Below are 16237 nucleotides of genomic sequence, written 5' to 3'. Positions count from 1 at the left end.
AATAAATTCTAATAGTTACTATTGTAATAATAAATAAATTATATTATTCTATTATAGTACAAATAAACGGGAGGGAAAAAGATGAAAAAAAACGGTGTAGCAGTTTTTCTCGTAATTGTTCTATTAATTTGCGGTGTAAGTTACTTAGCGCTTAATGGAGTAGGTAGTGGGACATTTGGAGTAAAATCAATAGCTGATTCGATGAAACTGGGATTAGATATTGAAGGTGGAGTAGTTGTAGTTTACGAAGCAAAGACAGATGCTACAGGAAGTGATTTACTTCAGCTTATGAATCAAACAAAAAATGTAATTGTTAGAAGGGTTAATTCTATGGGGTTAACTGAGCCTAATATTACAATTCAAGGTGATAAAAGAATTAGGATTGAATTACCTGGAGTAAAAAATGCAAATGATGCTATTTCAATGATTGGTAAAACTGCACAATTAGAGTTTGTATTAGTTGATCAAAAGTCTGTTGCAAGAAGTGGAATGACAAAAGATGCTTTTGTTGGAACTCAGATTTTAACTGGACAAGAAGTAAAAGATTCAAAATTATCTTTTGATAAATACAATAAACCTGGAGTAGGTTTAGAATTTAACACTGAGGGAACAAAATTATTTAGAACTGCTACTGAAAGTGCAGTGGCTTATCCAGGCGGTAAAGGACAAATTGCAATTATTTTAGATGATAATGTTATTTCTGCACCATACACAAGTATTGTAATAGGTGACGGAAAAGCGGTTATTACTGGTAACTTTACAGTAGAAGAAGCAACTAATTTAGCATCTCTTATAAGAGGTGGTGCACTTCCAGTAAATTTGGATGAAGTACAAACATCTGTAATAGGACCTACATTAGGCTTAGATGCACTTAAAACAAGTGTTAATGCTGCAAAAATTGGTTTATTACTAGTGGTATTATTTATGTTGGTATTTTACAGAGTACCTGGTTTTATAGCAAGTATTGCTTTAGTACTATATGCAGGAGTATTATTATTTATTATGGTAGGATTCAATGCTACTTTAACACTTCCAGGTGTTGCTGGTATTGTACTCTCACTTGGTATGGCAGTTGATGCGAACGTTATTATATTTGAAAGAATAAAAGAAGAATTAAGAAATGGAAAAACTCTTCGTGCTTCTATTGACTCTGGTTTTTCAAGAGCACTTAGGACTATTATAGATTCAAATGTTACAACATTTATTGCAGCTATTGTTCTATTTACATTTGGTGAAGGACCTATAAAAGGATTTGCTGTAACGCTTATGATTGGTATTGTTACTAGTATGTTTACAGCTGTAGTTGTGACAAAAACTTTGCTGAAATCTTCTCTTAGTTTTAAAGGATTTAATAGTAATAAAATGTATGGCGTAAGAGGGGGTAATTAAATGAATATTGTAGGAAAATATAAAATTTGGTTTGGAATTTCTTTAGCAGTTATTCTAATTGGTCTTATTATAATGGCTACTACTGGATTAAATTACGGTATTGATTTTACAGGTGGAACTATGATGCAAATTGATCTTGGACAAACAGCTCCAGTTGATGAAGTTCAATCAGTAATAAAAGATTTTAATCTTAATGCAGAGATTGTTCATGCAGGTCAAGAAAAGCATGAAATAATCATTAAAACAAAAGCATCTATATCAAATGATGAAAGAATAAAAATATTGGCTGCATTTGTTGAAAAATATAAATTGGATAAAGATACAGTATTTAGATCAGTTGAACAATTTGGACCTTCAATTGGTAAAGAAATTCAAAATAAAGCATTGTTAGCTATTTTAGCGGCATCAGTTTGTATGTTAATTTATATAACTTTTAGATTTGAATACGTATATGGAGTTTCTGCAATTACTGCTCTTTTACATGACGTTTTAGTTTTGCTTGCAGTTTATGCTATTTTTAGAATTCCAGTAAATTCTTCATTTATTGCGGCAATACTTACAATTGTTGGTTACTCAATAAATGATACGATTGTTGTTTTCGATAGAGTTCGTGAAAATATGCGAAGAAGAAAAAAAGAACCTTTTATGGAAGTTGCAAATAATAGTATTCTTCAAACTATTACAAGGTCATTAAACACTTCACTTACAACTTTGGTAGTAATTGGAAGTTTGTATTTCCTTGGTGTTGAGCAAATAAAAGATTTTGCATTTCCTTTAATGTCAGGAGTTATTGTTGGAACATATTCTTCAATATTTATTGCTTCTCCAATTTGGGCTTTGTGGAAAACTAAAAAAGAAAAAGTTCAAAAACATTATTCAAAAGCATAAATGAATTTCTAAGATTCAGAGGGAGTTTTTACTCCCGCTGAATCTTAGAAAACATAATCCAGGGCCTTTTTAGAGTTCTTTATCCCCCACTTTTTTTAAGAAGTGGGGGTATTAGAACTCTAAGGCATCGGATAAATTTATAAATACTTTGATTTAGGCGCGGTTACTTAGGTAACTGCGCTTTTTCAATTGTAATATATATTTTTATAAACTGTCTTTTTAATTTGAACTAAATAGTTTATAATATAGTTATTAAACTAAAAAGGAGAAAAAATATGCAATTTACATTTATTATTTCATTATTATTTGCGATTATTGTTGCTTTATTTGCACTTCTTAATGCTGAAACTGTGACAATTAATGTGTTATTCTCAAAGTTTCAAACTTCACAGGCGGTAGTTATTCTAGTTTCCGCTTCGCTTGGAGCTATTGTAGTATATTTACTTAGTGTATTTAAAAAAATTAAGTCTACTATGAAAATTAAAGAAAGTGAAAAGAAATTCAAAACATTAGAAAAAGATTATCAAAAGCTATCATCTGAAAAAGAAGAACTCGTAGAAAATAATGATAAATTACTAGAAGAAAACGAAAAGTATAAGGCAGCAGAAAGTCAACGTGAATTAAAAGTCGATATATCAAAATAGGTGAAAAATGAAATATAAAGAGTTTTTATGGCAAGAAAAAAACAAGGAAAACATTGGTTTACTTAATGATGTTACGTTAACTAATGTTACGAAAAGAGTTTTAGAAAATAAAGGATTAATAAAAAAAGAAATTGTTGATAAATTTTTGCATCCTACTTTGTCTAAACTATATGATCCTTTTTTACTTAATGGAATGGACAAAGTTACTAGTAGAATTGCAGAAGCTATTAAAAGTAAAGAAAAAATATGTATATACGGTGATTATGATGTTGATGGAATAACTAGTATTTCTATTTTTTTAAAGTATTTTCAGAAAATAAATTATGAAGCTATATTTTATATTCCAGATAGAGAAAAAGAAGGGTATGGAATAAACTCTTTGGCACTTGAAAATATTAAAAATAAAGGTGTATCACTTGTTATTTCAGTTGATTGTGGTATAACGTCGGTGAAAGAAGCTGACTTTGCAAAGACCATTGGTTTAGATTTAATAATAACTGATCATCATAACCCTCAAGAAGAAATTCCTAACTCATATGAAGTTATAAATCCTAAAAGGACAGATTGCTCTTATCCATTTGATATGCTTTGCGGAGCTGGAATTGTTTTTAAAATAGTTCAGGCTTTGTTAAAAGATGAATTCAATCTCTTTGTTAATGAAATTATCGACTTAGCTGCTTTTGGTACTGTCTCCGATATTGCTCCTTTGGTTGATGAAAATAGAATAATAACTAAGGTGGGACTTGATGTATTAAACAATACAAGCAATATTGGACTAAAGGAATTAATTGATATTTCAGAACTTACAAATAAGAAAATAAATGCAGGTCATATTGGCTTTATATTGGCTCCAAAAATTAATGCATCTGGAAGAATTGGTAATCCGAGATTAGCCGTTGAATTATTAACTACAAATTCAAAAAAAAGGGCGAAGGAAATTGCTAGAGAACTAACACAGTTAAATAAAGAAAGACAAAATAGAGAAAAGTTAATAGTAGAAGAAGCACTTAAATATATTGATGAAAATTTAGATCCTATAAACGAAAAAATTCTTGTTGTTAAGGGTGAAAATTGGCATACTGGAATTGTAGGGATTGTTAGTTCTAAGATTTCAGAGAAATATTATAAACCTTCAATAATTTTGAATGAAGAAAATGGAATTTTAAAAGGTTCAGCAAGAAGTGTAGGTGACTTTGATTTATTTTCTGCTTTAGATTCAGTTAAGGAGTTATTTCTTAAATTTGGCGGCCATAAACAAGCAGCAGGTCTAAGCATGGAAAGTATAAATTATGAAAAGCTTAGAATAGGAGTTAACAATTTTGCTGATTTAGAGATGAAAGAAACAGATATAATTCCCAAAATCAAATATGATATGTCTTTATTATCAAAAGATATTAACTATAAAGTGTTAGACGAACTTGAATTGCTTGAACCGTTTGGAATGGGAAATTCAAAACCAATTTTCATATATAATAATTTAAATATTGATCAATTTAAATGCATTGGAAAAGAAAAAAACCATTTAAAAATTACAGTTCATGATGAAAAGCGAGTGTATGATTCGCTTGGATTTTCAATGGCTGAAAAAGCTGAACTACTTAGAACTAATCAGTCTGTTAATCTTGCTTTTAGCATGGAAAGAAATAATTTTAGAGGTGTTGAAACTATACAATTTATTCTTAAAGATATAAAAATGAATGAAAAACTAGAATTTTCAAAATCTGATTACTTCTTTAATGAATATATTATTAAAATAATAAATACATTAGAAGATACTGATTTTACTGAATTAGAAGAATATATAGTTAATATTTTCAATAAAAAACTGGTTTCGATTTCAGAGTTTTTGTTTTTTGCAAGAAATTTACTTCCAAATAGAGATCAGATTGCTATTGTATATAGATTTGCAATAAAAAATGGTAAAATTAGCTTAATTAAAAATAAGTTCAGTGGTATATTGCCATATCAAGTAAAAATAGCTTTATATATTTTAAAAATGAATAATTTGATTATTTATGATATCACTGACAATGAATATTACTGCGAGAAAACAATTAATAATAAAAAAATTGATATTACTGCGTCAGCTTCATATAAGTCTGTGCAAAATTACAGTTTTGCTGTGATAGATATACTTAAAAAAAACAAATATATTTAATTATTTGGTATTTGATTATTTTATAATTTTTGATAGAATAGTTTTTGGACGAATATAAATAAGGGTGGTTATTATGGATTTGAAGAATTATATTAGAGAAGTACAAGATTTTCCTAAAGAAGGAATTGGTTTTAAAGATATTACAACTTTACTTAACAATGGTGAAGTGTTTAAAAAGACGATTGATATGTGTGTTGAAAATGTTTCAGAATTCGATTTTGATGTTATAGTAGGCCCAGAAGCTAGAGGATTTATAGTTGCAGCCCCTATGTCATATGCTCTTTCAAAATCATTTGTTCCAATAAGAAAACCTGGTAAACTTCCATCTGAAACGGTTTCTATAGAGTATGAACTTGAATATGGTGTAGATAAGCTAGAGATTCATAAAGATGCAATTAAAAAGGGTCAAAAAGTTCTTATTGCAGATGACTTGCTTGCAACTGGCGGAACTGTAAATGCAATTGTAAAATTAATTGAAAGTATGGGAGCTGAAGTTGTTGGAATGGTATTTATTATGGAGCTTTCATTTTTAAACGCAAGAGATTTAATTGGAGATTATAATATTAAGTCGCTTATTAAATATTAAGTATATTATTATTAATCTAAAGTTGTTATTAGTTCATAAATGATATATAATGTGTATAAAATTTAATTTATGTAATGGTTACACTTTAGTGTAACCATTTTTTAATACAGAGGGTGTTAATTATGAATTTAGAATCATATGTTTTAAAATTGCAACAATTGAATTCTTCGTTAAATATAGAGAAAATTGTTAGGGCATATACTTTTGCAGAAGAAGCTCATAGAGGACAATTGCGCAAATCTGGAGAGAAATATTTTATTCATCCAGTTCATGTTTCGCTAATTCTCGCAGAACTTGAACTAGATGAAGATACAATTATATCTGGACTACTTCACGACGTTGTAGAAGATACTAAGTATATTTATAAAGATATTAAAGATGAATTTGGTGAAGATGTAGCAAATATGGTTGATGGCGTTACAAAACTCGGTAAAATAAATTATGAATCAAAAGAAGAACAACAAGCTGAAAACCTAAGAAAGATGTTTATTGCTATGGCTAAGGATATTAGAGTTATTCTAATTAAATTAGCTGATAGACTCCACAATATGAGAACTCTTAAGTTTATGCCTGATGAAAAGAAAAAAGAAAAAGCACTTGAGACTCTTGAAATATATGCACCTATTGCTCATAGACTTGGAATATCAAAGATTAAATGGGAACTTGAAGATTTGTCGTTCTTATATTTAGAACCTGAAAGTTACTATAATTTAGTAACAAGAGTAAATAAAAAGAGAGATGAAAGATTAGGCATTATAAATAAAGTAATAAGCGATCTTGAGTATAATATAAAGCTTGTAAGTATTAATTGTGATATTTATGGTAGACCCAAAAATTTTTATAGTATATATAAGAAGATGACTAAGCAAAATAAAGATTTTGATGAAATTTACGATTTAACTGCTATTAGAGTTATTGTGGATTCAATTAAAGATTGTTATGGAGTTTTAGGAATTATTCATTCTCTTTGGAAGCCTATTCCTGGTAGATTTAAAGATTATATTGCTATGCCAAAACCAAATATGTATCAATCGATTCACACAACGGTTATTGGAAATACTGGAGAACCGTTCGAAATTCAAATAAGAACATGGGATATGCATAGGATAGCCGAATACGGTATTGCTGCGCATTGGAAATACAAAGAAGGTAAAAGCGAAGAAGATAATATGGAAGAAAAATTATCTTGGCTAAGACAGATGATGGAATGGCAGAAGGATTTAAATGATCCTAAAGAATTTATGGATTCTTTAAAACTAGATTTATTTACAAATGAGGTTTTTGTTTTTACACCAGATGGTAAAGTTATTGATTTGCCTATGGGGTCAACTCCAGTTGATTTTGCATATAAGATTCATTCACAAGTTGGAAATCGTTGTGTTGGCGCAAAAGTTAATGGTAGAATTGTTCCATTAAATTTTAAAGTATCAAATGGACAAATTATAGAAATATTAACTGCTAAAAACAGTAATGGTCCATCAAGAGACTGGTTAAAATTTGTAAAAAGTAATCAAGCAAAAAATAAAATAAGACATTGGTTCAAAAAAGAAAGAAGAGAAGAAAATATAGAAAAAGGATCTGAAGCTTTCTTTAAAGAAATTAAAAAATCAGGTTATACTGTTAAGGAACTTGTTAGACCAGAATGGGTCGAACCATTATTAGATAAATTAAGTTGTAATAATATGGATGATTTATATGCAGCGATAGGCTATGGTGGTATTATGCTTAGTCAAGTACTTCCAAAACTCCGCGATAAATATAAATTTGAACAAAAAGAATTAAATAAGTCTAATGAAACTGATGAAGAGTTAAAGGGAAAAATAAAAGAAAGAAATAGTAATAAGAAAATTAAATCTCAAGCAAAAGGTATTAGTGTAAAAGGCGTTGATAACCTTTTAATTAGATATGCAAAGTGCTGTAATCCAGTTCCAGGTGATGATATTATTGGCTATATAACTAGGGGACGCGGAGTTACTGTTCATAGATCAGATTGTACAAACTTTGAAAAAACAGATGATTCCAAAAGTAGATTTATTGAAGTAGAGTGGGACACAGGAGAGGTTGACTCTTCATACGCTGCTCAAATTCAAGTAATTGCACCAGATAGGAAAGGATTACTTGGAGAACTTACAGTTTTAATTTCTGAAATGGATTTATTTGTGACGGGTATTAATGCAAAAATTACAAAAAATGAAATTGCAGTTATTAATTTAAATATTGAAATTAATAATGCAGTTCAGTTAAATAAATTAATAAACAAGCTAAAAGGGATGCCAAAAATGATTGATGTAAAAAGAATTACATCTTAAAAGGGGTCGTGTTATGAGAGCGGTAGTTCAAAGAGTGAAAAAATCAAGTGTAAATGTTGATGGAAAAACTATTGGTAGTATTGGAAAAGGGCTAAATGTTCTAGTCGGCGTTGAAGATGGTGATTCATTAGAAGACGTAAAATATCTAGCTGAAAAAATTATAAATTTAAGAATATTTGAAGATGAAAATGAAAAAATGAATTTGTCTTTACTTGATGTAAAAGGTGAAATGCTCGCTATATCACAATTTACTTTACTTGGCGATTGCAGAAAAGGAAGAAGACCCAGTTTTATAACTGCATCTAGACCAGAAATCGCAAATGAACTTTATGAAAATTTTGTTAGTATTTGCAGTGAGAAAGTAATTAAAGTCGAAACGGGTAAATTTCAAGCTGATATGCAAGTAGAAATTATTAACGATGGGCCTGTAACACTCATGATTGATAGTAAAAAAGTGTTTTAGATTGTAAATATAAATATAAATGTTGAGGTAACTATGATAATAGAAAAATTAACGTTGGGTACGTATGGTGCAAATTGCTATATAGTCGCTGATGAAAAAGAAAAACAATGTATTATAATAGATCCAGGAAGTGAAGCTGAGAAAATCATAAAATTGATTGACTCAAAAGGATATACTCCTATCCATATAGTACTTACTCATGGACATGTTGATCATATTTGTGCTGCAACGACTCTTAAAAATGAATATGGTATTAGTATTATGGTTCACAGGGCAGATGAGTATTTACTAAAATCAAAAGAATTGAATTTATCTTCAAAGACATCATATGGAGATATGGAATTTACTCCAGATGTTTTACTTGAAGATGGAAAAAAAATAAAATTTGGTTCACTTCATGCAAAAGTAATACATACACCAGGACATACCAAAGGTGGTATTTGCTTATTAATAGAGAATTCACTTTTTAGTGGAGACACACTTTTTATGTATAGTTATGGAAGATATGATCTTGAAGGTGGAAATTTTGATAAAATTAGAAAATCTATCACAAATAGACTATTTAAATTAAATCCTAAAACTTTAGTTTATCCGGGTCATGGTGGTTCTACTACGATAGGTGCTGAAATAAAATCTAATCCTATAAATGATTAAAAAAATAATGAATTTATAATAAAGATTCTCAGCTTATTTTAAGTTGAGAATTTTATTATGTAATAAATTCAAGAATAACATTGTGAATATTTTAATATATGTAAAATTTCATTGCAATTTTAACGTATAAGTATATAATTGTATGTAGATATAAAAAGGGGGCTATATTTTGGAAAAAAGCATTATTTTTATTGGTGGAGGTCCAGCAGGTTACGAAGGAGCAATTAGAGCGGCAATGCTTGGCGCAAAAGTTACTATTATTGAAAAAGAAGATGTTGGTGGAACTTGCCTAAATAGAGGCTGTATACCTACTAAAGCTCTTTATAAAAATGCTGAAGTGTTAAAGGATATTAAAAATGCTGAAGAATTTGGTTATAAAATAGATAATTACAGTATTGATTTTGAGAAAATAATGGAAAGAAAAGATAATGTTGTTAGTAAACTTCGCGATGGTATTTTAATGATATTAAAGAGTTATAATATTGATCTTATTTATGGAAACGCATCTTTTATTGATGAAAAAATTCTTTTGGTGAAAACAATAGATAAGTCCTTTGAAATAAGTGCTGATATAATCATAATTGCAACAGGTTCAAGTCCTATTATTCCAAAAGTAGATGGGGTAGAGTTAGGTGGTGTTATAACTAGTAGAGAACTTCTTAGTTTAAAAGCTATACCTAAAACTCTAACAATAGCAGGTGGTGGTGTTATTGGTCTTGAATTTGCAAATATATTTAACGAACTTGGAACTGAAGTTACAATTATATCAAATGCTCTCCTAAAAAGAGTTGATAAAGAACTTTCAAAGAGAGTTACAATGATGGTAAAAAAACAAGGAATTAAATTTTTAGCAAAATCGCATTTAGAGAAAATTGAAGAAAGTGAAAATGGCCTTAAAATATATACAACAAATGAAAAGAATAAAGTAGTTGATTCTGACTTATTGCTTCTTGCAATGGGAAGAGTCGCAAATTTTGAAGGTTTGAATATTGAAAATGCACATATTAAATTTGATAGGAAAGGAATAATTGTAGATGATGATTTTAAAACATCTACTGAAGGAATTTATGCAGTTGGTGATGTTATAGGTAAAAAAATGTTAGCTCATGTTGCATCTAATCAGGCCATTTATCTGGTAGAAAAATTGCTTGATGGAAAAAGTCATATTGATCTTGAAACAGTTCCTGATTGTGTATTTATTAGTCCTGAAGTTGCAACTGTTGGAATGACAGAAGAAGAATGTAAAGAAAGTAATATTGAATATTCAAAAAATAAATTTTTATTTGGTGCAAATGGAAAAGCATTGGCATTAAACGAACCTGATGGTTTTGTAAAAGTACTTGCTGAAAAAACTACAAATAAAATTCTAGGTGTTCATATAATGGGTCCTCACGCTTCTGATTTAATTATGGAGGGAACACTCGCTATATCAAATAATTTTTCAGCTTCTGATATAGGAAAAACTATACATCCTCATCCAACTTTATCTGAGAGCTTTTTAGAAGCATCGCTTGGTATAGTAGATGAAGCAATTCATAGGGTGAAATCTAAAAGATAATTTTTAGAGTATTTAATTTAAAAAAACTTTTACATTTGCTATAATAATAAAAAGCATTGCATTTATAAGGATAATACAACTATAATAGAAGAGTTGATTATCCTTATTTTAATTAGAGGAGTTTATAATGATAAAAATATATACATTTGGTTTTGATTATGCTTACGACATAATTCATTTAGTAAAAATTTTTTGTAGTGAAAAAGAAATTGAAGTGTTAAGGGAAAAAGATAGAGAAAAATATATAAATGATGCTGAATATAAAAATTTGATAAATCAAGTAAATTTGACTAGCAAAATAAATTTAAATATTGATAAAGATTTAGATATTAATATTATTATACGCTTAGAAGATATTGATGGTAAAAAAAGAGTTTCATTATTCTTTTTTTATGGTATAAATCTATTTAATATTTCAAGAAAAGAACTTAAAAATACTTCAATTAAAAATATTGTAAAAGTACTTTTGTATGATGTTTTTTCTATAAACTTTAAAACTTCATCTCCATGGGGAATATTAGTAGGTATTAGACCGGTTAAAATAGTGCATGAACTTTTTGATAAGGGCTATGAGGAAAACGAAGTAGATGATATATTGTACGAAGAATATAGAGTAAGCAAAGATAAACGACAATTAATTATTAAAACGGCAAAAAATGAACGCAGATTTCTATACCCTATAGATAAAAAGAAAATTAGTATTTATATTTGTATTCCATTTTGCAGAACTAGATGTACTTATTGTTCTTTTCCATCAAATAGTTCTATAAAAAAATCTAAATTGATTTCGCCATATGTTAAAGCATTAATTCTTGAACTTGAAAGTATGCTAAAATATCTTAATAGTAGAGAATTTGATATTGATTGCCTTTATATTGGAGGAGGAACACCAACAACCTTAAGTGCAGAGCAATTGGAAGAAATATTCTTGAAATTGCAAGAGTATATTGATTTAAAAAAATTAAAAGAATTTACTGTTGAAGCTGGAAGACCAGATACTATAAATAAAGAAAAATTTAAAGTTATGAAGAAATATTTCGTAAACAGAGTATGCATCAATCCACAAACTATGAACGACGAAACACTAAAAAAAATCGGAAGGGACCATACTTCAAGTGACATTGTAAATGTTTTTAATTTAGCGAGAGAATTTGAATTTGAAAGCATAAATATGGACTTAATTGCAGGTTTAACTGATGAAGATGAAAATGATTTTAAAAATACTCTAGATTTAATTATGAGATTAAGACCTGAAAATATAACTGTTCACACCTTGGCTATTAAAAGAGCGTCGTATTTAAATGAAAATAAAGAAAATCAAATATTAACCGACTCTGAAATAGTTAAAAATATGCTTTCTCTTTCTAAAAGCTATACTGAAGATAATTTATATTTTCCTTATTATTTATATAGGCAAAAAAATATGCTTGGTAATTTCGAAAATATTGGATATTCGCTTAAGGGACACGAATCTCTTTATAACATGAGAATTATGGAAGAGAGACATACTATTGTTGGAGTTGGGGCAGGTAGTGCTTCTAAATTTTGTTATCCCTTAGAAAATAGATTTGAAAGATTTAATAATATTAAGGGACTTGAAGAATATATATTGAGATTTGATGAATTGGTAAAGAAAAAAATTGATTTATTAGATCAAATTTGATTCTAATAAGAAAGGCTATAAGTTGAATGTAATAGTAAAATCGTAGTGTTTTTTGTTGGTTTAACTTGACAAAACAACTTCATAGCCATATAATTATTAAAAGTATATATTGGTATGAGAAGAGTAATACTTGTTGTATTTTAGAGAGTTAGGGGTTGGTGGAACCTAATATATTAACTAAGTATGAAAGACACTCAAATAATACCGTTCTAATTAAGAGGGTACTTTGTACCAAATTGGGTGGCAACGCGGGTATATCTCGTCCCTTTATTTATAAAGGGACGTTTTTTATTTTTTGAACTAATTTTAGTAACAAAGGAGGACTTATGATAATAAAACCTAAAGGAACAAAAGATGTACTTCCAAAGGATATACATAAATGGTTATACGTTGAAGAGAAATTTAGAGAAATTTGTAATTTATATAGTTATAGTGAAATTAGGACGCCTTTATTTGAATTTACAAAATTATTTAAAAGAGGTGTTGGTGAAACCACAGATATTGTAAAAAAAGAGATGTATACTGCTATTTCAGGAGTAGATTTAAAAAAGTATAGAAATGATTCATTTGATATTGATAAAAAAGGTTTTACTTTGAAGCCAGAGGGAACTGCACCAGTTGTTAGAGCTTTTACTGAGAATAAGTTGTATGCGGATTCACAGCCAACAAAACTTTTCTATATTACTCCATGTTTTAGACATGAAAGACCACAAGCTGGTCGTTTAAGAGAATTTCATCAATTTGGAATTGAAGCATTTAGTTCGAATGAAGCCTCAGTTGATGCTGAAGTAATTAGTTTGGCTGACACTTATTTAAGAAAACTTGGTTTAACAAAAACGGAACTTAGAATTAATTCAATTGGCTGCAAAGTATGCAGACCTAATTATCATAAAGAATTAAAGTCGTTTTTAAAGTCCAAGTTAAATAATTTATGTGAAACTTGTAATGAAAGGTTTATTACTAATCCAATGAGAATTTTAGATTGTAAAAATCCATCTTGTCAAAGCGAGTTAACGGATGCTCCTGTTATGATGGATTATTTATGCGATGAATGTTCAGATCACTTTAAAAGTCTAAAAAGCAATTTAGATTCTATGGAAATCTCATATATAGTTGATCCTAGAATTGTTAGAGGACTCGATTATTATACTAAAACAGCTTTTGAATTTATTTCAAATGACATTGGAGCACAAAGTACAGTTTGTGGCGGCGGAAGATATGACGGTTTAGTTGAAGAAATTGGTGGACCATCAACTCCTGGTGTTGGTTTTGGAATGGGTATAGAAAGATTATTACTTACTCTTGAACAAACTGATGTGGAAATTGAAAATAAAAAAACAATGGATGTTTTTATTGTAAGTAGCGGAAAAGACGCAAAATTATTTGCACTGAAAATTTCACAGTATTTAAGAACTAAAAATATATCTTGTGATATTGATCATTTAAGCAGAAGTATGAAGTCTCAATTTAAATATGCAGATAAATTAGGTGCCAAGTTTGTAATTATCATTGGAGAAGATGAAGTTTCAAAAGGAACATACTTAATTAAAAATATGAATGACGGGATACAAACTGAATATAAAGATGATGAATTGTATAAAATAAATGAATTAGTAAATAGAAAAGGAGAATTATAATGGCTGAAGCATTAAATGGAATGAAAAGAACTCATATGTGTGGAGTTCTTCGTGAAACAAATGTTGGAGAAAAAGTAACTCTTATGGGATGGGTTCAAAAAAGAAGAAATTTAGGTGGACTTATTTTTGTTGATTTAAGGGATAGAGAGGGAATTGCTCAGATAGTTTTTGATACTACAGTTTCTAAAGAATCATTTGAAAAAGCGTCTTTAATTAGAGGTGAATTTGTTATTGCAATTTCAGGTGTTGTAAAAATGAGAGAATCTATAAATAATAATATACCGACAGGTAAAATTGAGGTTTTTGCAAATGAACTTAAAATTTTATCTGAGTCAGAAATACCTCCAATTCATATTAATGATGAAGATGAAGCGAACGAAAGACTTAGGCTTAAATATAGATATTTAGATTTAAGAAAACCAAAAATGCAAAAAAGAATGAGACTTAGAAATCAAGTTAGTAAAATTACTAGAGATTTTTTAGATGTTAATGGTTTTTTAGATATTGAAACTCCATTTTTAACTAAGCCAACACCTGAGGGAGCAAGAGATTATTTAGTTCCAAGTAGAGTTAATAAAGGTAAATTTTATGCACTTCCTCAGTCTCCACAGTTATTTAAACAAATGTTAATGGTTTCAGGATTTGATAAATACTATCAAATAGTAAGATGCTTTAGAGACGAAGACTTAAGAGCGGATAGACAACCTGAATTCACACAAATAGATATGGAATTATCTTTTGTTGAGGAAAATGATGTTATCGAAGTAAATGAAAAATTATTAAAGAGAATTTTTAAGGAAGTCCTTAATAAAGAAATTGAAATTCCCTTTAAGAGAATTACTTATAAAGAAGCTATGGAGAGATATGGTTCTGATAAACCAGATACAAGATTTGGATTTGAACTTAAGTTATTAAATGATGAATTAAAATCATCTGAATTTAAAGTTTTTTCTTCTGCTATAGAAAATGGTGGTAGCGTTAGAGCAATAAACATTAATGGACAAGCTGATACATTTAGTAGAAAAAATATTTCAAAGCTTGAAAGCTTTGCGAAAACATATGGAGCAAAAGGACTTGCTTGGATGAAAATTACTGATGAAGGTATTACTTCACCTATTGCAAAATTTTTATCTGAAACTGAAATAAAATTGATACTAGATAAAATGGAAGCTAAGAGTGGAGATCTTATTTTATTAGTTGCAGATAAGAATAGTGTTGTCTTTGATTCTCTTGGAGCACTTAGAAGTGAAATTGCTAAGAAATTAAACTTACTAGATAAAGATGAATATGATCTTCTTTGGGTTACGGAATTTCCTCTTTATGAATACGACGAAGAAGAAAATAGATTTGTAGCAAAACATCACCCTTTTACATCACCAATGGATGAAGATATTGAACTTTTAGAATCAAACCCTGAAAAAGTTAGAGCAAAAGCATATGATATCGTTTTAAATGGTTTTGAAATTGGTGGAGGAAGTATTAGAATTCATAACTCAGATTTACAAAAGAAAATGTTTAAAGCACTTGGCTTTACTGATGAAGAAGCATATGCTAAATTTGGATTTCTTCTTGATGCATTTAAATATGGTACTCCTCCTCACGGCGGGCTCGCTTTTGGACTTGATAGACTTGTAATGTTACTTACTGGAAGTGAAAATATTAGAGAAGTAATTGCTTTCCCTAAAACTCAAAATGCAACTTCGCTATTAACAGATGCTCCTGGCCCTGCTGATAAAAAGCAATTAGATGAGCTTGGAGTTAAGACAATTGAAGAAAGTAGTGATATAGATGAATAGACAAGGCGTAGTTGCCGGTAGAATTGATTCTCATACAATTGAAGTTACACTACTAAGAGAGTCTGCATGTGGACATTGTCACGAATGTTCATATGGAGATGATGGTAATGTTAAAATACCCATAGAAGACGAAATTGGTGCTAGTAAAGGCGATATTGTAGAAATTGATTTAGGTGATAAAAACGTTTTAAAAGCTGCTTTTATTGCATATACTTTACCCTTAATATCTTTATTAATAGGAATATTTTTTGTTATTAAAATATTTCCTTTAATTGGCATAGTTAATAATACAGAAATTATAGCAAGTATTTTTGGAATAGTTTTAATGGCTTTAACTTTCATTGTAATAAAGTCTTATGATAAAAAATTTCACGACAGTAAAGAGTATTTAGCAAAGGTCGTTAAGATAGTTCAGCGATTTAATGATACAATGACACCAATAACTTAATTATATTGTATACAATTTTAATATAAATTAAACAATTTAATAGT

At 28.9% G+C, this 16237-nt stretch carries 13 protein-coding genes and 1 other annotated feature; all 13 genes read left to right on the top strand.

Translation table 11 applies throughout. The features are described from left to right. The first annotated feature begins 81 nt into the window (after positions 1 to 81). The 13 genes from secD (at position 82) to AACH12_RS07300 (ending at position 16193) form a co-directional block, all read left to right on the top strand. Entirely contained in the window at positions 82 to 1389 is a 1308-nt protein-coding gene (gene secD, locus AACH12_RS07360; RefSeq protein WP_338534791.1) for a protein translocase subunit SecD, read from the top strand. Next, complete coding sequence (gene secF, locus AACH12_RS07355) at positions 1390 to 2277, top strand: protein translocase subunit SecF (RefSeq protein WP_338534790.1); 888 nt, start codon at positions 1390 to 1392, stop codon at positions 2275 to 2277. A 275-nt stretch (positions 2278 to 2552) separates the two neighbouring features. Continuing rightward, positions 2553 to 2921 (top strand): LapA family protein, encoded by a 369-nt coding sequence (locus AACH12_RS07350; RefSeq protein WP_338534789.1) that lies wholly within the window; start codon positions 2553 to 2555, stop codon positions 2919 to 2921. Positions 2922 to 2928: 7 nt separating this feature from the next. Continuing rightward, on the top strand, positions 2929 to 5079 hold the full coding sequence (gene recJ, locus AACH12_RS07345; RefSeq protein WP_338534788.1) for a single-stranded-DNA-specific exonuclease RecJ: 2151 nt from the start codon (positions 2929 to 2931) through the stop codon (positions 5077 to 5079). 73 nt (positions 5080 to 5152) lie between these two features. Further along, complete coding sequence (locus AACH12_RS07340) at positions 5153 to 5665, top strand: adenine phosphoribosyltransferase (RefSeq protein ID WP_338534787.1); 513 nt, start codon at positions 5153 to 5155, stop codon at positions 5663 to 5665. A gap of 122 nt (positions 5666 to 5787) precedes the next feature. Further along, positions 5788 to 7974 carry a RelA/SpoT family protein gene (locus tag AACH12_RS07335; protein WP_338534786.1) on the top strand — a complete coding sequence of 729 codons (2187 nt, stop codon included), beginning with the start codon at positions 5788 to 5790 and terminating at the stop codon, positions 7972 to 7974. A gap of 13 nt (positions 7975 to 7987) precedes the next feature. Continuing rightward, positions 7988 to 8437 carry a D-aminoacyl-tRNA deacylase gene (gene dtd / locus AACH12_RS07330; RefSeq protein WP_338534785.1) on the top strand — a complete coding sequence of 150 codons (450 nt, stop codon included), beginning with the start codon at positions 7988 to 7990 and terminating at the stop codon, positions 8435 to 8437. Between the two features lie 33 nt (positions 8438 to 8470). After that, complete coding sequence (locus AACH12_RS07325; RefSeq protein ID WP_338534784.1) at positions 8471 to 9091, top strand: MBL fold metallo-hydrolase; 621 nt, start codon at positions 8471 to 8473, stop codon at positions 9089 to 9091. Between the two features lie 169 nt (positions 9092 to 9260). Further along, positions 9261 to 10649, top strand: a complete 1389-nt coding sequence (gene lpdA, locus AACH12_RS07320; protein WP_338534783.1) for a dihydrolipoyl dehydrogenase — start codon at positions 9261 to 9263, stop codon at positions 10647 to 10649. Between the two features lie 127 nt (positions 10650 to 10776). Further along, entirely contained in the window at positions 10777 to 12312 is a 1536-nt protein-coding gene (hemZ, locus tag AACH12_RS07315; protein ID WP_338534782.1) for a coproporphyrinogen dehydrogenase HemZ, read from the top strand. A 103-nt stretch (positions 12313 to 12415) separates the two neighbouring features. Then, positions 12416 to 12582: a binding site (T-box leader), on the top strand. A 56-nt stretch (positions 12583 to 12638) separates the two neighbouring features. After that, entirely contained in the window at positions 12639 to 13949 is a 1311-nt protein-coding gene (gene hisS, locus AACH12_RS07310; protein ID WP_338534781.1) for a histidine--tRNA ligase, read from the top strand. Beyond that, positions 13949 to 15745, top strand: a complete 1797-nt coding sequence (gene aspS / locus AACH12_RS07305) for an aspartate--tRNA ligase (protein WP_338534780.1) — start codon at positions 13949 to 13951, stop codon at positions 15743 to 15745. Before hisS ends, aspS begins: the two co-directional genes overlap by 1 nt. Next, positions 15738 to 16193: a SoxR reducing system RseC family protein gene (locus AACH12_RS07300; protein ID WP_338534779.1), complete on the top strand. Its 456-nt coding sequence runs from the start codon at positions 15738 to 15740 to the stop codon at positions 16191 to 16193. The genes aspS and AACH12_RS07300 overlap by 8 nt, the downstream gene beginning before the upstream one ends. Positions 16194 to 16237 lie beyond the last annotated feature (44 nt).

The organism is Helicovermis profundi (assembly GCF_033097505.1).
Taxonomy (GTDB): Bacteria; Bacillota; Clostridia; order Peptostreptococcales; family Acidaminobacteraceae; genus Helicovermis; species Helicovermis profundi.
This window is presented reverse-complemented; position numbering and strand designations above follow the sequence as displayed.